The 15,217-nt window shown below is 45.6% G+C and carries 15 protein-coding genes; 7 read left to right on the forward strand and 8 right to left on the reverse strand.

Annotated elements, in window-relative coordinates; all coding sequences use genetic code 11:
• Nucleotides 1-63: 63 nt before the first annotated feature.
• Together CH376_RS24770 and CH376_RS00585 are read right to left on the reverse strand one after the other, a co-directional pair.
• Nucleotides 64-324 (reverse strand): DUF5615 family PIN-like protein, encoded by a 261-nt coding sequence (locus tag CH376_RS24770; protein WP_338063554.1) that lies wholly within the window; start codon nt 322-324, stop codon nt 64-66.
• A gap of 186 nt (nt 325-510) precedes the next feature.
• Nucleotides 511-2,082, reverse strand: coding sequence for a tetratricopeptide repeat protein (locus tag CH376_RS00585; protein WP_100785715.1), 1,572 nt, complete (start codon nt 2,080-2,082; stop codon nt 511-513).
• 114 nt (nt 2,083-2,196) lie between these two features.
• On the opposite strand from CH376_RS00585, the gene CH376_RS00595 reads away from it, so the two are divergent.
• Genes CH376_RS00595 through CH376_RS00615 form a run of 5 tightly spaced genes read left to right on the forward strand, consistent with a single transcriptional unit; the run spans nt 2,197 to nt 5,736 of the window.
• Nucleotides 2,197-2,721 carry an ABC transporter permease gene (locus tag CH376_RS00595; protein WP_100785714.1) on the forward strand — a complete coding sequence of 175 codons (525 nt, stop codon included), beginning with the start codon at nt 2,197-2,199 and terminating at the stop codon, nt 2,719-2,721.
• Complete coding sequence (locus tag CH376_RS00600; RefSeq protein WP_100785713.1) at nt 2,718-3,383, forward strand: ABC transporter ATP-binding protein; 666 nt, start codon at nt 2,718-2,720, stop codon at nt 3,381-3,383. Before CH376_RS00595 ends, CH376_RS00600 begins: the two co-directional genes overlap by 4 nt.
• Nucleotides 3,380-4,276 (forward strand): ROK family protein, encoded by an 897-nt coding sequence (locus tag CH376_RS00605; RefSeq protein ID WP_100785712.1) that lies wholly within the window; start codon nt 3,380-3,382, stop codon nt 4,274-4,276. Before CH376_RS00600 ends, CH376_RS00605 begins: the two co-directional genes overlap by 4 nt.
• Nucleotides 4,273-4,623: a histidine triad nucleotide-binding protein gene (locus CH376_RS00610; protein WP_100785711.1), complete on the forward strand. Its 351-nt coding sequence runs from the start codon at nt 4,273-4,275 to the stop codon at nt 4,621-4,623. Before CH376_RS00605 ends, CH376_RS00610 begins: the two co-directional genes overlap by 4 nt.
• A 15-nt stretch (nt 4,624-4,638) precedes the next feature.
• A complete protein-coding gene (locus CH376_RS00615; RefSeq protein WP_100785710.1) occupies nt 4,639-5,736 on the forward strand; it encodes a lysylphosphatidylglycerol synthase transmembrane domain-containing protein in 1,098 nt (365 codons plus the stop codon).
• Between the two features lie 418 nt (nt 5,737-6,154).
• Here CH376_RS00615 and CH376_RS00625 read toward each other — a convergent pair whose 3' ends face one another.
• From CH376_RS00625 to CH376_RS00645, 5 genes are all read right to left on the reverse strand, one after another.
• Nucleotides 6,155-7,093, reverse strand: a complete 939-nt coding sequence (locus CH376_RS00625; RefSeq protein ID WP_100785708.1) for an alpha/beta fold hydrolase — start codon at nt 7,091-7,093, stop codon at nt 6,155-6,157.
• A 352-nt stretch (nt 7,094-7,445) separates the two neighbouring features.
• Nucleotides 7,446-8,708, reverse strand: coding sequence for a WG repeat-containing protein (locus tag CH376_RS00630; RefSeq protein ID WP_100785707.1), 1,263 nt, complete (start codon nt 8,706-8,708; stop codon nt 7,446-7,448).
• Between the two features lie 75 nt (nt 8,709-8,783).
• Nucleotides 8,784-9,668, reverse strand: a complete 885-nt coding sequence (locus CH376_RS00635; protein WP_100787904.1) for a hypothetical protein — start codon at nt 9,666-9,668, stop codon at nt 8,784-8,786.
• A 227-nt stretch (nt 9,669-9,895) separates the two neighbouring features.
• Nucleotides 9,896-10,327 (reverse strand): LA_2478/LA_2722/LA_4182 family protein, encoded by a 432-nt coding sequence (locus CH376_RS00640; RefSeq protein WP_100785705.1) that lies wholly within the window; start codon nt 10,325-10,327, stop codon nt 9,896-9,898.
• Nucleotides 10,328-10,427: 100 nt separating this feature from the next.
• On the reverse strand, nt 10,428-11,900 hold the full coding sequence (locus CH376_RS00645; protein WP_100785704.1) for an adenylate/guanylate cyclase domain-containing protein: 1,473 nt from the start codon (nt 11,898-11,900) through the stop codon (nt 10,428-10,430).
• 528 nt (nt 11,901-12,428) lie between these two features.
• Here CH376_RS00645 and CH376_RS00655 point away from each other — a divergent pair.
• Together CH376_RS00655 and CH376_RS00660 are read left to right on the forward strand one after the other, a co-directional pair.
• A complete protein-coding gene (locus CH376_RS00655; RefSeq protein WP_100787905.1) occupies nt 12,429-13,715 on the forward strand; it encodes a beta-ketoacyl-[acyl-carrier-protein] synthase family protein in 1,287 nt (428 codons plus the stop codon).
• A gap of 10 nt (nt 13,716-13,725) precedes the next feature.
• Entirely contained in the window at nt 13,726-14,253 is a 528-nt protein-coding gene (locus CH376_RS00660) for a SiaB family protein kinase (RefSeq protein ID WP_100785701.1), read from the forward strand.
• On the opposite strand, the gene CH376_RS00665 is transcribed toward CH376_RS00660, so the two are convergent.
• Complete coding sequence (locus tag CH376_RS00665; RefSeq protein WP_100785700.1) at nt 14,228-15,049, reverse strand: PP2C family protein-serine/threonine phosphatase; 822 nt, start codon at nt 15,047-15,049, stop codon at nt 14,228-14,230. The genes CH376_RS00660 and CH376_RS00665 overlap by 26 nt on opposite strands.
• Between the last annotated feature and the right edge of the window lie 168 nt (nt 15,050-15,217).

Raw genomic sequence — 15,217 nt, forward strand, 5'->3', positions numbered from 1 at the left:
CGTTTCCCTTTGTTATCATGAAATGCCGGCCTCGTGAACGATCAATCCTTCGTTCGTCAATTATCACCGGTCGTTCGCGGAGAATTCCCCGATCATCGCAGGTAAGAATTGTTCGAAGAGAAAAAACAAATTTTGATTTTTGATATGGTCTGTTGTAACGGGTAGAAGTCTGCGCGGTTTTTTCCGAATCAAATACGAATCTAAAAAGTCGGAATCTTTTGAACTTAAGATCCCTTCTCCTGAATCACAAAAAGATATGATTTCGGAATCCGGTGTTTTAGTTTTTCCGTGACAAAAGTCCGGATTGAAGGTGATACGATGCAATCAATTGGAACTCGCGCTTTCGATTGGAGCGTAGATTCTAAATCAAGAATTTTCCGGAATTGAATACCGTACGAATCTGAGCCCGGTTTCAAACGGGCCCATAAAATCAAACTTCGTATTTGAGAATAAAGAGATTCAATTTTAATAATAGATGGTTAGGACCTTCGAAGATCGAGCGATTCCGAATTACGCTCCCTTCGCTTCGAGTCGAAGCGCTTTTTTCAAAAGCTCTTCGAGATCTTTTCCGTAGACAACCGTGAGAAGACTCGGGTTATCGGTGAGAAAACGTTTGGCTCCTTCCGTGAACTCCGCGTCTCCTAAGACGAACGCTTTGTCCACGCCCAATTCTTTCAACTGAGCGATCGTATCCCGTAAAAAAATGTCGGAGATCTTCGCGTCCTTCCACTTTCTAAATTTAAAAAGGGCCCTAGTCTCTTTGTCCGTTTTATTTAAGCCCGTCAGATTGAGTCCGTCCCCTTCCTTGTTCGGAACCTCCCGGCTTACCGTGTAATTCAGAGCCATCACGATTCGAACGCAAAGATTCTTAAACTCGACTCCCTTGAGTTGACGATAGTGATCCAGAACTCCGACTCCGATTTTGGAAACGTCCGCTAAGAGTTTGTTTCCCTGTTCGTCGATAATTCCCTTGATATGAAACGATTTGGAGGATTTGAGTCCGGAAAGTTCGTAGAATCTTTCCATCGGAAAAAGTTCTCCGAAGATTCTTCCGATCTCTTCGTCCAAAGAGAATCCGCTCTGCGCCGCTTTGTTTGCGTCGGCTCGTTTTGTTTCCAATTGGAATTTATAATTGGCGAGATCGATGATTCGTTTGTCGTCGATTCTTTCCGACTCGGCTTCGATGAGATATTCGCTCGCTTCTTCGAGTTTTCCGAGTTTCACCGCGAGAAGGGAAAAGTGAACGTCCGAGTCGATCATCTCCTGTTTCCAACCGCTGTTCCTCGCCATCTCCATACAGAGCCTCGCGTGTTTCAGAGCCTCGCTCAAATTCTTTTGAAGAATATAATTGCACATTAAGAATTGAAAGATCGTATAACGCACGTAATCGTCTTCGATCAGATCCGCGACCGAGTTTGCGACCTTAGTCGCCTCGTCGTATTTTCCGTCCCGAGTCAGACTCAGCGCGTAGAGAAATCCTCCGACCGGAGAAGCCGGATCCAGCTCGTACGCCTTTGCGAAGAATTCCACCGGATTTCCTTTGCGAAGCGCCGCGGCAATCACTCCTTTCCCGATAAAAATCGAAGCCACCTTGATTTTTTCGTTCGGAATCTTGCTTAAGAATCGATCCGCGATTCCGAACTCTTTCTGACCCAAGGCCATAAAGGCGATCCGAACGTTTGCTTCCGCGTTTTCCGAATCGATCTGCACCGTATCCAAATAATGAAACAAGGCTTCTTCAAAAAGATCTTGCTGATAGTAGATGTCCGCGATCCGATTGGAAACGGCGACCTCGTTGATTCCCTTTTCATAGGTTCCGATCTTTTTGATTTTCTCAAGATGACGGGCTTCGTTGGTCGTATCCCCCTCCATCGCATAGATCTTTGCGATCACGTAGTGGGCCCGAACGTTGGAAGGAGAATTGTCCAGGATGTCCCGAATGATAACTCGGGCGTCGACATAATTGCCCATAGCCGCCAGCGCGAGGGCTTTTTCAAAAGCGTCTTTCTTGGTCTGGATCAGAAAAGATCCAAACGCGACGATCAGAATGATTCCAATGGCTACAAGAATGACGAAGATCATTTTTTTTGTTTTTCTTTCAGGTTCCAGTTAGTAAATGGATAAAATCCCGGGAGCCGATCCGGGTATTGCCCAATCTTGGGATAAAATCAAATCATTTGTAGAAACTAAAACCAGATGGGAAAACTTACCTACCTCAGATTTGCGTATTCTATCGTGAAACGCGATATTACAATCAGTATTCTTCATATAGGATTTTCAGTACTCTTTTGTTTTTTCCTGATTTTCGGGATTTTTCTACTGAGAATGGACAAAGTCCCCTCTAACCCTTCTAGTATCGAACTCTTCCGGAATTATCCACAGTTGGTTTTATTGCTCAGCGGCGCCGGATTGGTTTTTATGGCGCTTTCCCGGACTCTTCTTCGAACCGCGGACGCGGGAATTATGATGGCGGTCGGAGGCAATCGAATCGGAACCGTCCGACTTTTGGTCGCGGAACTCTGGATTTTACACGGGACCGGATTCTTCCTGAGCGTTTTGGCAGCGATCCTATTTCCTCCTTGGCTCGGCGAAAGTTCCAGCCTTTTGGATTACGGAAAGGCGTTTCTCATCTGCATTTCTTTGATATCGGGAACCGGAGGAATCGTTTCCGTGATTCTTACATTCTTAGATCCATATCGTTCAATCCGGAGGGGCAAATGATTCTTCGCATCAACAACCTCTCAAGAGAATACGGAAAGTCCAAGGCCGTGAACGGCGTATCTTTCGACATGAACCAATCCGATTACGTGGCGATCGTCGGGCCTTCCGGTTCCGGAAAAACCACCCTTCTTTCGATGATCACGGGAATGCTTTCCAGTTCTTCGGGGGAAGTTTATTTCGACACGACCAAGGTGAGCGACATGGGTCACGGAGCCTTGGCGAATTTTCGCGCGAGAAACATCGGACTCATCTTTCAGTTTTCGGAATTGCTTCCTCATCTCGACGTTGAGGAGAATATTCTGCTTCCGGCCCTTCTCGTCGGAAAGTTCAGCCAAAAAGAATATTTGGAAAAATGCGAATACCTCATCCGGAGCCTTCGACTCGAATCGATTCGTAAGAGTTATCCGAGTAAACTTTCGGGCGGTCAGATTCAGATGACGGCAATCGCGAGATCGCTCATCAACGAACCTGAACTTCTTCTCGCGGACGAACCTTCCGGAGATTTGGATCCGGAGAACAGCGAACTCGTCAGAAATCTTTTGTATGATTTTAACACGAGAGGACTTACGATTCTATTAGTAACTCATGATATGAATTTAGCCTTCGACGCGAAGACGATCTACGAGATGCGAGAGGGAGCGTTTACCCGGGTGGTAAAATGAAATCCTATCTCGGGATCGATATCGGAGCCGGAAGTATCAAAGCGAGCCTGGTTGATACGGGCGGAAACATTCTTAAACAAACCTCGAGAAACACCGGAGTCGAAACAACCGAGAAAGAATTTTTGGATTCTCTCGTAAACATCGTAAGCGAACTCGAGGATTCTTCGCTTGTCGCCGTCGGAATCGGAAGTCCCGGACCGATCGATACTGAAAACGGAATCCTCATCGAGTCCGCGAACCTTCCGCTCTTAAAAGACGTTGCGTTAGTCGCTCATTTAAAGAAGAATTTTAAACTTCCCGTATATTACAATAACGACGCAAACCTCGCGGCCCTCGGAGAATTTCGTTTCGGTCTCGGAAAAGGATCCGGCAATCTGATGATTCTTACCTTGGGAACAGGACTCGGCGGAGGTTGGGTGTATCAGGGAAAACTTTTCAACGGCTACAGAGGAAGCGGAATGGAAGCGGGACACGTCACCTATCTTCCGGGCGGTTCCCTCTGCGGATGCGGACAAAGAGGATGTACGGAAGCGTATTTCAGCGCGAGCGGCTTTTTAAATCGTTATCGCGAGACGAGCGGAGCGCAACTTTCCGGCGCGGAAGAATTTTTCGAAAAGGTAAGAACTGCGGACCGGATCGCAACAACTCTGTTAAACGAAGGAATCGACGCGCTCTCGCAACTATGCAGGACCTTGATCCACACCGTCAATCCGGAGAAGATCGTATTTACGGGCGGACTCGTCAAATCCTGGGATCTCTACGGAGACGTTTTGAAAGAAAAAATCCACGGACTCGTATTTCCGATTTTTAGGACTTATACTCAAATTTTGCCCGGCGGAAACGTTGCCGGAGCGCTCGGCGCGGCGGCGCTTTGTATGGAGAATCACGAATGAACGATCCGAATTGTATCTTCTGCAAAATCATTGCGAAGGAAATCCCGTCCAAGATCGCGTTTGAAAACGAGGACATATTAGCATTTTATGATATTTCACCGCAGGCGCCGATTCACATCGTATTCATTCCGAAAAAACACATCGTATCCCTTGCGGAAGTAAAAAACGAAGACTCCGCGCTTCTCGGAAAAATTCTCGTTCAGATCCGCGACGTCGCGAAACAATTGGGATTTGCGGAAAACGGATATAGAGTCGTAAACAATACGGGAAAGAACGGCGGACAAACGGTATTTCACATTCACTTTCATCTATTAGCCGAACGTCAACTGCACTGGCCTCCGGGATAAACCAAGGAACTAACATTGAAACGAATTCTATTTGGAACCCTCGTAAGCATCGCGGTGCTCGGCTTTCTATTTTCGAGACTGGATCTGGGCGAAACCTCTAAAATCAATTTGGATGAATTTTCGAAACGCGGATTGTACGAATTTTCAAAACTGGCAGTCGAAGAGTTATCCGATCAAGCGCGAACCACATTCTTAAAAATTCAGGAACGCTGGGAACCGATCTATCTCATACCGTTTTGTATCTCTTCCGCGTGGGGACTTCTTTTATTTTCTTGGAGATGGCATCTCCTGATGGGGAAACAAATTCGGTTCCGTTATGCGCTCTTTTCCTCGTTTATAGGAGTCGGCGCCAATATGTTTCTTCCCGCGAGAGGAGGAGATATCTTTCGATTGTACTTTTGCAAAAAAGAATCCGATCTTCAGTATCCAACGTTGGTGACGGCGCTTTTTATCGAAAAAGTGTTGGACTTTTCCTTTATATTCTCCGCGGGATTATCCGCCTTGGTGTTTTTGGAAATAAAGGACGAAAACAATCATTCTTTCCTAATTTCCTTTTTGGTGATCGCTTCGATTTTTACCGGACTACTTGCGGTCCGATTCTTAAATGAAACGATCGTGTCCATCCTCGCATGGGCCGCGGGACTTTTCGGAAAAAAAGAATGGTTCCTGCAAAAACTATCGCACTACGTTCGAGACCTCGGAAAGTTTTTGGTGCTCAAAAGATTTCTTGTTCCCGCGGTGTTGACCGCGTTTACCTGGTTGATCGGATACGCTCTGAGTTACGGCATCTTACTCAAGTTAGTCGGAATCGAGATGAGTTACGCGGGGATCGTCTTGATCATGTTCGCCGGCGCGGTCGGCGTGATGGTCCCTTCCGCTCCTTCGGGCGCGGGCGTGTTTCACGCGTCGGTTACTTCCGCGTTCGTTCTGATGGGAAGAAAAGCGTCCGAAGGTTTATTCTACGCGACCACGGTCCACTTGGCACAATTCATTCTTCAGAGTTTTTTCGCGGTCGTCTTTTATTTATATTGGATCGTGGATCGAAGAAAGAGAGGTTTGGGAAAAGCCGAATTTTCCCTCAAGGAATCCGAGGTCATCGAAAAAAATTCCTGAAGACCGGTCGGTCTTTTCGGTTAGGCAAAGTCCGAAAACTCGGAAATGTGGGAACTCACACGTTTTTTGAATATTAGGGAACGGCTCGAAATCCTGCCGAAAAATCCTACGAGATTGAACCTGTGGGAACTCATACAAAATTAGAATGGGTAACCAAAATTTTCGTATTGAGAGATTTGGAATCAGTTCTAAAAAGAATCACGAAAGAAGAATCGTGGCTATGGATTTTCTCTTCGAAAAGATCCGCCCTTCTTTTCAAACCGCAAGCCGCAAAAAACAAATCCTCGTTTCCTTTACGGAAACGGACCTTTTAGTGCGTTTCCGACGATTTCGATGGGATTGAATTTTGGAACAACCGGACTCCGATCTTAGAAAGAATTTCGACGGCGATTCGTTGCTAACGTCCGCCGTTTTCCGATCATTTAGAAATAAATTTAAGAATGAGATTTGCCGTTTTTTCCGGAAATTCCTCTTGAGGGATATGCCCGCAGTTTTCAAAAACGATCCATTCCGAATTTCTAATATCTTTGTGGAATTGCTCCCCGATCGAAAGGGGAATCCAAGCGTCCTCTTTTCCCCAAAGAATCAGGGTCCGTTGCATGATATTCGGAACAAGTTCGAGAAACTCCTTTCGATGTTCTCCCTTCAAAAAGGTCCGCGAAAAAGAAACCGTCGCCTCAATGCCGCCTAACGTTCTAAGGCGATCGAAATAAGCGCCGATTCTTTCGTCCGTAACCGTCTTAGGATCGAAAACCACTTCTTTTAGGTTCCATTCAAAAAGCCATTTCCCGTAAAATGTCTTCATCGTTTCCGCGGCGAAGGGCAGATTCGACATCCGAATGATCAGAGGTTTTTCCATCTCATACGGCGCAACCGCGTCGATCAGAACCAACTTTTCTACGAGATCCGGATCTTTTGCCGCGGTCAGAGCGGCGATCGCGCCTCCCAGAGAATTTCCGACAAAAATCACATTCTTTAATTTTAATGTTCTTAAGAAAGTCGCGACTTCGGTTTGCAACCGTTCCACACGATAGTCGCCATCCATGGGTTTATCGGACCAGCCGAAACCTTTCATATCCAGAGTTACGATCCTATAACCGGATTTTCTCAGATAAGGAATCGTTTCCTTCCAAGTATAAGTGGAGGATCCAAAACCGTGCAAAAGAAAAATATCCCCTTTGGTTCCGGGAAAATCCTGATAGTGAAAATTAATTTCGCCTAACTTTATAAAACGGTCATATTCTCCCTGGTCCGTAATTTTCCCCGGCGGGATCGTCTCCACGAACCATCCGCAGTGAAACAAAAAAAGGAAAGAAAGAATCAGAAAGATTTTTTTACGACTTCCGATTTGAAACATAACCCCGCACCTCCAATTTTTAGAAACGGTCCTTCCTTTTTAAGACCGGAATTTCGAAACGAAACGAAAACTCGATCGGACGAAGCATCTTTTTCAAAGACCGTAAATCCCATTTAAAATCCCGAATCTTTTCACCGTTCGCAAGAAAGACGCGTGGATCAGACTTACCGTGACGGATTGTTCGGATTTTCTATCGGAGGAGCGCATAAAAGTGCTGGGAAGTTTGATACAATCGAATTCTTGAATACCAGAAAGGAGCCGAGTTCGTATTCAAATTTCGGATTCTCTATAACAATCGGGATTTGACGGGTTTGTCGATTCCAAAAACGAAGAAACAAATTCTTCTCGGAAGCTATTTAAGAAACGACGCTCCTTTGGTAAAAATTTTTAAAATGGATTTCAATCGATTTTCTTTTTCCGAGTTGAGGCATTCCCGAAAATCGATAAAACCCAATTTGTCGCGTAAGAAAACTCCGGCGATTCCCTCGGAAATGGGGAAGCCTAGTTGAAGCATCGGTTCGATCACGATTCTTCCCTTTCGATCCAAATAACCGGTCTTTTCACCTTTTGTAAAATCGGCGAGACCTTCTGAAAAATTCCCTAACCATTGGTAAGAATCGTCGAGGACGATGTTTCCCGTTCGATCGATAAAGACCCATCGGTTCTCAAACTCAACGGCGGCCAATCCTTCCGAAAAACTCGACGCTTTATCAAAATGAAAATCGATCGCCGTCTTTCCCGTCTTATCGATAAATCCCCATTTCAATTCTTTATTTTTAACCGCGGCGAGCCCTTCCGAAAATGCGTAAATATCTCGAAACTGAAAATCGACGATGAGAACGCCTCTCTTGTCAATAAACCCCCAATCCCAAGAATCCCTTCCGACCGCGGCCATCCCTTCTTTGAAATGATTCATTAAAGAAAACTGATATTCAATCGTTAGCTTTCCGGATTTATCAATCGCCCCGACCAGACCATTTTTCGAAACGACCGCGGTCCCTTCGGAGAAAGGCGAAGCCGAATCGAATTGAGGATCGATCTTGAATTTTCCATTTCGATCGATAAAACCCCATTTTGAGTTTTTATTTTCGACTGCGGCAAATCCTTCCCGGAAACCGGAAACACTCTCGAATTTTGGAGGAATGATCGTCTTCCCAGTTCGATCGATGTATCTGAATCGATCCCCGTTTTGAACCGTGCCGATTTGATCGTTGAAAAAATAGGCTCGATCGTATCGATATCCGTTCACTAACTTTCCGGTCGAATCGATATATCCCCACTTTCCAATAAACGGTTCGTCGCCTTTTCTTTTTGGAACGGGAGCCAATCCCTCGTGAAAGTATCCGTCCCCAAACGTTTCGATATTGGGAACCGTATCGAATTCGAAGGGTATGGTTTTGACCTTAGGGTTGGATGGAACTAAGTTTATGAACTTTTTCCCGTTTTTCTCGATTGTCTCTTCCGTAAAATCGGTGGTACAAGCGTGCTTTTGAAAAATACAATTCATACTCAAGGTCGACAAAAAAATCAGGATAAGAATTCCACGCTTTCCGCAATCAGAAAGTAGAATCCCGATTTTTCGTTTTAAAACCGCAGCACACCGATCGAGCATCATTGCCTAAGCAACAATCTCGGCGGGATTTTATTGTCCTCTTTTTTTAGCGTTGCGAGTTTAATTTCAAACGAGACACTATGGTACGATAATGCGTTTCACTATATAACTGTCCGAAAAACCGGACGCGCCGTCCCTCACTCGATAAGAACTGATATCGACGCAGGCACCCGTATATGCGTTCGTGTCAAATCCGGCGTTGGGTGTGGCGTACTGCCCTGCCGGAATTACATTTTCGATTTGTTCGATATACTGAAAGGGAACCGGTCCCGAAGCTCCACCCGGCGAGGAAGTAGAAAGGTCCAAATACAAGTATTCCGCATCGGAAGGATTGTTGTAACGGGCGATCATTCCCATGTTGGTTCCGTTTCTCGTGACTTCGATACAATGATCGGCACAATTCCCTACTACGATCGGAGCGGCGACCGCCCCCGCGCAGGGACCTGCGGGAGGAGGCGGAGGATTGGAAATAATTTCTTTTGCAGAATAACCGCGTTCGCTTTCGGCGATAACGATGATCTTATAAGACATCGACGTCTCCGGAGAAAGGAACAAAAACTCGTCCTGATTTAGACCGGTCAGCGTATTTTCTTCATCAATGTAAGTGGTTACGCTGATCCCGTCGGGATTTAATCTTAGAATCGTCGGTCTTCCGAGGTAAGCCTTGAAAGTGACCGGGTAAGAAACCTGCTTCTTCAGAGAGACTTTCACCCGAATACTCTGGCTGTCCTCGCTTCCGACCACGTAATTCGTTCTCACCGTCAAATCGTTGAGTTCGGGTCCGCCGTTTGCGGACTGATGATCGATTCCGGCCGAATTTACGTTTGGGGAAACGCCTCCCGCCAAAAGAGCGACTAACGCAGGAGACAATTCATTGCCTGAACCCGCACAGCCGAAATGAAAAAGACTCGGTAAAAAAAATAAAAAAGCAAAACGATGGAGAGATAATTTGGGACGGCCCATTCCGGAAAATTCCTTGTTTGAATTTGAATGAGAACCGGCCCGAATATTTGTCAATGTTTTTTGGAAATAAACCGAGAGCCTAAATTGTTTGGAAGAAAGGATTCGAAAAGAAGATTAAGGCAAAGAGAAGATGCGGATTACGGATAACGTGAATGTGTAAGCGAAAAATCTTCGTCGAAGCGGACTTTTACCGGATATCGACGAAGATAAATTATAAATCGCTAATTCTATTTCTTGGATAAGAACTGACAGGCTTCCGACTTCTGAATCGGGCTGTTCGGAGACATCATTTCGGTACAACTTGTCTTTTCGATCAGAGCCATACATTCTTTCGCGGCTTGAACTTTTTCAGGAGTTGCGTCCTTCCATTCGTCCGCTTCGCTCTTACCGGTTTTCGCTCTTTGAGCCGCGGCGTTTTGTTCGATGGATTCTAAACAAGCCTCTTTGGATTGAAGCATCGGTGGAAGAAATTTTCTCTGAGCTTCCGGCAATTTGCTGAACTGCTCCTTCGCGCACTCCACGGTTTTGGAGCAAGTGATATCTTTCGACTTCTTCGCAAGCTCTTGCATTTCAGCGGCGGGACTTCCTCCGCCTTTGCAATTGAAGACAAAAAGCGCCAATGAGACGAAAACTAACAAACTCGTTTTTTTGTAATTCATAACCCTTTCCTTTTAAAAAGCAAAAGGATCCTTCTCCGTATCATTTTGAAAATAAATTTTTTCTAATTCGTCTCCGGAATTCTCCGAAGACGGGATTCCTTTAAACGGCGCCCGCCAACTCGCTCCGTGCTTCGAATTTGTAGAGTTTATGAACCGTCGCTTTTTGACCGACTCCCTTCAGGGATGCCTCGTGTTTTTCGGAATCGTATCCCCTTAGGTTCAATTCTTCCATAATTCCGGGGCTGGAAAGAATCGGTTCCGTGACCCAGATTTCGCCGGCGGATGCGAGCGATTGGACTCGAGCTGCGATGTTTACGCTCTGTCCGAAATAATCGAGTCTTTCGTCGTTGATTACGGCTAACGCAGGTCCTTCGTTGAGTCCGACTTTCAAACCGATTTCGTGTCCGTGTTCTTTGAACTCTTCGTTCATCTGATCGATTCGAGTCATCATCTCGAGGGCCGCAAACATTCCGTCCAGAGGATTGGAAAAGGTAGCCATAATCGCGTCGCCCATCGTTTTTACGATCGCCCCGTTAAATTTTTTCACGGTTTCCGCAAGAAGGCGAAAGTGTTCTTGAACCAATCGATACGCGAGAATATCTCCGGCCTTATCGTACATCTCGGTGGAACCTCTCAGATCGGTAAAAAGAATCGTAAGACTTTTCACGTTTAAATTCAATCTGCTGCTCAACTGTTGAATGCGAAAAAGTTCCCGGAAGGTTTGGTTGTTCAAGAGCATCTTCGCCGTAAGAAAAGGTTCGATCACGGTCGGATGTTCTTTCACGATTTCTAATATTCTTGGAAGATTGGGTTTGATGATGAGAAAGCCCGCCTTTGCGATCGTACGATTGGAAACTTTGAGTTGGTATTTTCCGGGAGAAAGATGCAGCTCATTCGGGGTAAATCCGCTCGTAAGAAGGCTCAAGTCGATGATTCGATCGTCCGGAGTTTCTTCTCCGTCAAAATAGAGATACACCGCGGAATTATTCTCCACCGAACTCAATTGATACGCCGGCGTATCAGTGGCGTCTAACGTTATATTCTTCGTAACTCCGGGTTCCAATACGATCAGATCCTTCGTATTGTTTCCGATAAAATCCAGGAGTTCTTCGGACTTGTGAAAATTAGCGGAGATATGATATCTTAGATACGTTTCCGCGTCCACCAAAGGATCCAGATTCTGCTTTTTCAAAGAGGAGTTTACGGAAAAACTGACTTCCACTTGATCGTCCAGCGTAGTCGGAACGTCTAGATTGCAGATAGAACAATGAAAACTTTTTTCTTCAATCTGATCCAAAGAAGTATGAGAGGAAACGACTCCGCCGCAAGCGGGACAAATCATATTGTAAGAGAAATCGATCAAGCCGATCTTTCCGGAATGTAAGAATAGATCGATCGCCTCCCCCGTTTCAAAATCATTCTCTCCCGCAAATCGAATCGGATTGATTCTATGCAGTTTCCATTCGTCCTGGGACCGGAGACTCTCGATAAAACGGGAGATCGAATTCTTCGATAAAACTCCGAATCCTTCCAAGGCTTTTTTCTTTTGCACCAAAAGAGTTTCATTCCACATAACATCCCTCCTAGAATTCCTAACCAAAACGAATCTATATTTTTCCGTCTATTTTTCTTGGCAAGCATTTTGTAACAATTTTTGTTACATTTAATCCGATATTCTTCCCATGCCGTTTCGCAAGGCAAAAGGAAGAATCGAAATCCGTTCCCCGAAAAGAATCAACGAGCGCCGCCAAACGCAGGTCTTACGACCGATTTAGGAAAGATTCTTAAAATAGTTTCTCCGGCTTTCCTTTGGAGCGACTTAAAAGTCCGTTGCGAGCAGATTTTTCGGTTAAAAGTTTGTCTTAACAAAGATTACGCGATCCGGATCGAACGAAACGATCCCGGAATTTGTGAGAGTTCCCACACAACTCTATATTTTAGTTTTTTTGAATTGATTTTTGGCGTCCAATGTCATATTTAAAATCCTTTTCTTAACAATGCGAAAGAATCGGGTCTTTCAAAGGAAAAATATTTCCAAAAAGAGAGAAGAGGAAGAAATTTCTCGGCGTTTATAAGACAAACGTTATAAGATCGAATCAATATGGATAAAACGAAACTAAGTAAAAACTCGAGAGTTGTAATCACAGGAATCGGGGTCATTCTACCCAATACTTTCTCGGTCGAGACGTTCTGGAAAAATCTTTCCGAAGGAAATTCTCAAATAGATACCATCACGAGATTTCAGACCGACGATATGCCCGTCAAGGTCGCAGCCGAGATGAACGACTTCGACTGGAAAAAATTTCTTCCGGACTTAAACGAGAAACACGCAAAAAATTACAATCGGGAGACGTTCGCGCTTATGTCCGCGATGGAAGAAGCGAGAAAGGACGCAAAACTCGAAAAGGATTCGGTCGATCCTTCGAAGGTCGGCTTTATAGATTCTTCCTCCCGCGCTTCCTTGGCTTGGTGGGAACACGCTTGGAAACTCTATCACGAGGAAAAAAATCAGAGCGTATTCGATCGTTATTCGGTTCTCACTTCGATGGCTTCCAACCCCACAAACCTCACCGCGATCTATGCGAACATACAAGGTTTCGTGACCACGATCACCGCGGCCTGCGTCGGCGGACACCACGCGATCAGTCTTTGTTATCAGGCGATTCGAAAAGGAAGGGCCGAGGTGATGTATGCGGGCGGACACGAATTTCCTTTGATCAAACCTCTTATGATGATGTATTCGGATCCCGCGAGTTCGGTGATGTCTTCCGAAGAAAAACATCCTAAGTCCGCGATCAAACCCTACGATCGGAATCGGGACGGATTTATTTTAGGAGAAGGCGCTGCGGTTCTTTGTATGGAAAGAATGGACCACGCGATCGCGCGAGGCGCTCGCATCTACGCGGAAGTTTTGGGAACCTTCAGCTACAACGAAGCCGATCACGCGATGAGAATGGATCTAACCGGAAAAAAAGCCGCGACGGGACTCGGTCGTCTTTTGAAAATCGGCGGAATGCATCTCGGAGATATCGATTACTTCTGCGGACACGGAACCGCAACGATTAACAACGATATGGCGGAAAGCAGAGCGATCAAAGTTTTATACAACGGACTCGCAAAAAACAAATGGGCTCCGCTCGGTTCCATCAAGCCGATTTTCGGACATACGTTCGGAGCCGCGGGAATCATCAACGTGGCGGCGACGGCTTTGATGCTTGAAAAACAAATCGTCTGTCCCACGATCAATCTCAAGGACGTGGATCCGGAATGCGATCACGATCACGTAACCGAAGGGGCGAGAAAAGTCCGTCTGAGAAATGCGATCTCCATGGCCTTTGCGATCGGAAGCCAATCGTCTTTTGTAAGCCTCACCGCTCCGGACCTTTAGGAGAAGAAGAATGAAATCCGGCGGACTCCACAAACAATACGATCATTCCAAAAAGATGAAATCGGTTCTTTACTATCAAGGAGCCGTGACGCACGATATTTTAGGAAACCTTACCGAAATTCTTAAAAGCAGGATTTCCAAAGAAAAAAGAAAGAACAAGATTCTCAACGTATTCGTGGAGATGACCCAGAACGTAAGTCACTATTCTTCCGAAAGAGAAAACGAATACGGAGTCGGCCTGATCTTGGTAAAAGAAAAAGGTCATATTCTCAAACTCTCCACCGCGAATTTTCTGAGCTCGGAAACGGCCGCGCCGCTCCGGGAAAAACTCGATCACTTTCTTTCTCTTACGGGAGAAGAAGTGAAAGAACTCTATCAGGAAAAAATCAAGGGAGAAAGACCGGACGACAGCAAAGGCGCCGGTCTGGGATTTTTGGAGATACTAAAAAAGTCGGACTTTCCGTTTCGTTCGTCGTTTGAAGAAACGGGGAACGGGGAAGTTTTTTTCACTCTCACCGTTTTCTTTCGCTTGGGGTAAGTTTCCAGGGTTCCGCCTGAGAAAGAGCCATTTCTTTGACTTCGATCACGATCACGGAAGTGTTGTCTCTCGTCATTCTAAGATTCGCCTCTTCCGCGAGATGAGAACAGGCTTCCTTCACGTTAGACGCGTTTTTAAGAATCTCCTCCAAGTCGTCGATCTTAATTACGTCCGTAAGTCCGTCCGTACAGAGAAGAATCCGATCCCCTTCGTTTAAGGAATTTGTAATGTCGAAAAGATCCATCTGAAGATCGGCCGTTCCTCCGCCGATACAACTCGTGATATAACTTCTGGAACTTTGGTTTCCTCCGCGGACCGAATCGGAAAAGGAATGATCCACGGTGATCTTCTGAATTCCCTTCGATGAAAAATGATAAGCCCTGCTGTCTCCCATATTGAAAACGAGAACCTTTCTTCTTCCGAAAAGGGCGCCCACGAGAGTGGTCCCCATTCCGAGCTTACCGGTCTGTAACGCGTGTTCGTTGATTTCGTTGTTGATTTTTCGAAAAAGATTCTGCCAGCCGGCCCGGGGAAGTTCTTCCAGAGGCTGGATCGCTCTTTCCATCCACGCGAGTTTTTCCAACGTTAGACGGCTTGCAATTTCCCCCGAAGTATGGCCTCCCATTCCGTCCGCGAGCGCTAGAATCAAAGGAGAATTCGAAGAATCGCGGATGCCCGTGGAAGCGAAGGAACCGGAAACGGTCCCGGCGACGATCTCGCCGGAAACATACATGGAATCCTCGTTATGCGAACGAAAATTTCCTTTTTCCGTAATTCCGAAATAATGAATAATCATGAAGAAGAAAGTGCGGAATTTCGAAGGAATTTCCGTAAAACTATTATAAAAATGTGTCAGCGAAGGTATTCAAGAACAAATCTTCGAGAGGTCCGTTTTTTCAAAATAATCCGACGAAGAATTCCTAAATTCTAAATCGCTACTTTTTGTTTCATTGAGAAAAGAAAA

This window comes from Leptospira adleri (genome assembly GCF_002811985.1).
Classification (GTDB): Bacteria; Spirochaetota; Leptospiria; order Leptospirales; family Leptospiraceae; genus Leptospira; species Leptospira adleri.

Excerpts from the sequence above, each read along its gene's own strand:
- CH376_RS00655 (WP_100787905.1), top strand. The coding sequence starts at position 12,429 with ATGGATAAAACGAAACTAAGTAAAAACTCGAGAGTTGTAATCACAGGA.
- CH376_RS00645 (WP_100785704.1), bottom strand. The coding sequence starts at position 11,900 with ATGTGGAATGAAACTCTTTTGGTGCAAAAGAAAAAAGCCTTGGAAGGA.
- CH376_RS00640 (WP_100785705.1), bottom strand. The coding sequence starts at position 10,327 with ATGAATTACAAAAAAACGAGTTTGTTAGTTTTCGTCTCATTGGCGCTT.
- CH376_RS00635 (WP_100787904.1), bottom strand. The coding sequence starts at position 9,668 with ATGGGCCGTCCCAAATTATCTCTCCATCGTTTTGCTTTTTTATTTTTT.
- CH376_RS00585 (WP_100785715.1), bottom strand. The coding sequence starts at position 2,082 with ATGATCTTCGTCATTCTTGTAGCCATTGGAATCATTCTGATCGTCGCG.
- CH376_RS00665 (WP_100785700.1), bottom strand. The coding sequence starts at position 15,049 with ATGATTATTCATTATTTCGGAATTACGGAAAAAGGAAATTTTCGTTCG.
- CH376_RS00605 (WP_100785712.1), top strand. The coding sequence starts at position 3,380 with ATGAAATCCTATCTCGGGATCGATATCGGAGCCGGAAGTATCAAAGCG.
- CH376_RS00625 (WP_100785708.1), bottom strand. The coding sequence starts at position 7,093 with ATGTTTCAAATCGGAAGTCGTAAAAAAATCTTTCTGATTCTTTCTTTC.
- CH376_RS00595 (WP_100785714.1), top strand. The coding sequence starts at position 2,197 with ATGGGAAAACTTACCTACCTCAGATTTGCGTATTCTATCGTGAAACGC.
- CH376_RS00660 (WP_100785701.1), top strand. The coding sequence starts at position 13,726 with ATGAAATCCGGCGGACTCCACAAACAATACGATCATTCCAAAAAGATG.
- CH376_RS00600 (WP_100785713.1), top strand. The coding sequence starts at position 2,718 with ATGATTCTTCGCATCAACAACCTCTCAAGAGAATACGGAAAGTCCAAG.
- CH376_RS00610 (WP_100785711.1), top strand. The coding sequence starts at position 4,273 with ATGAACGATCCGAATTGTATCTTCTGCAAAATCATTGCGAAGGAAATC.
- CH376_RS00630 (WP_100785707.1), bottom strand. The coding sequence starts at position 8,708 with ATGATGCTCGATCGGTGTGCTGCGGTTTTAAAACGAAAAATCGGGATT.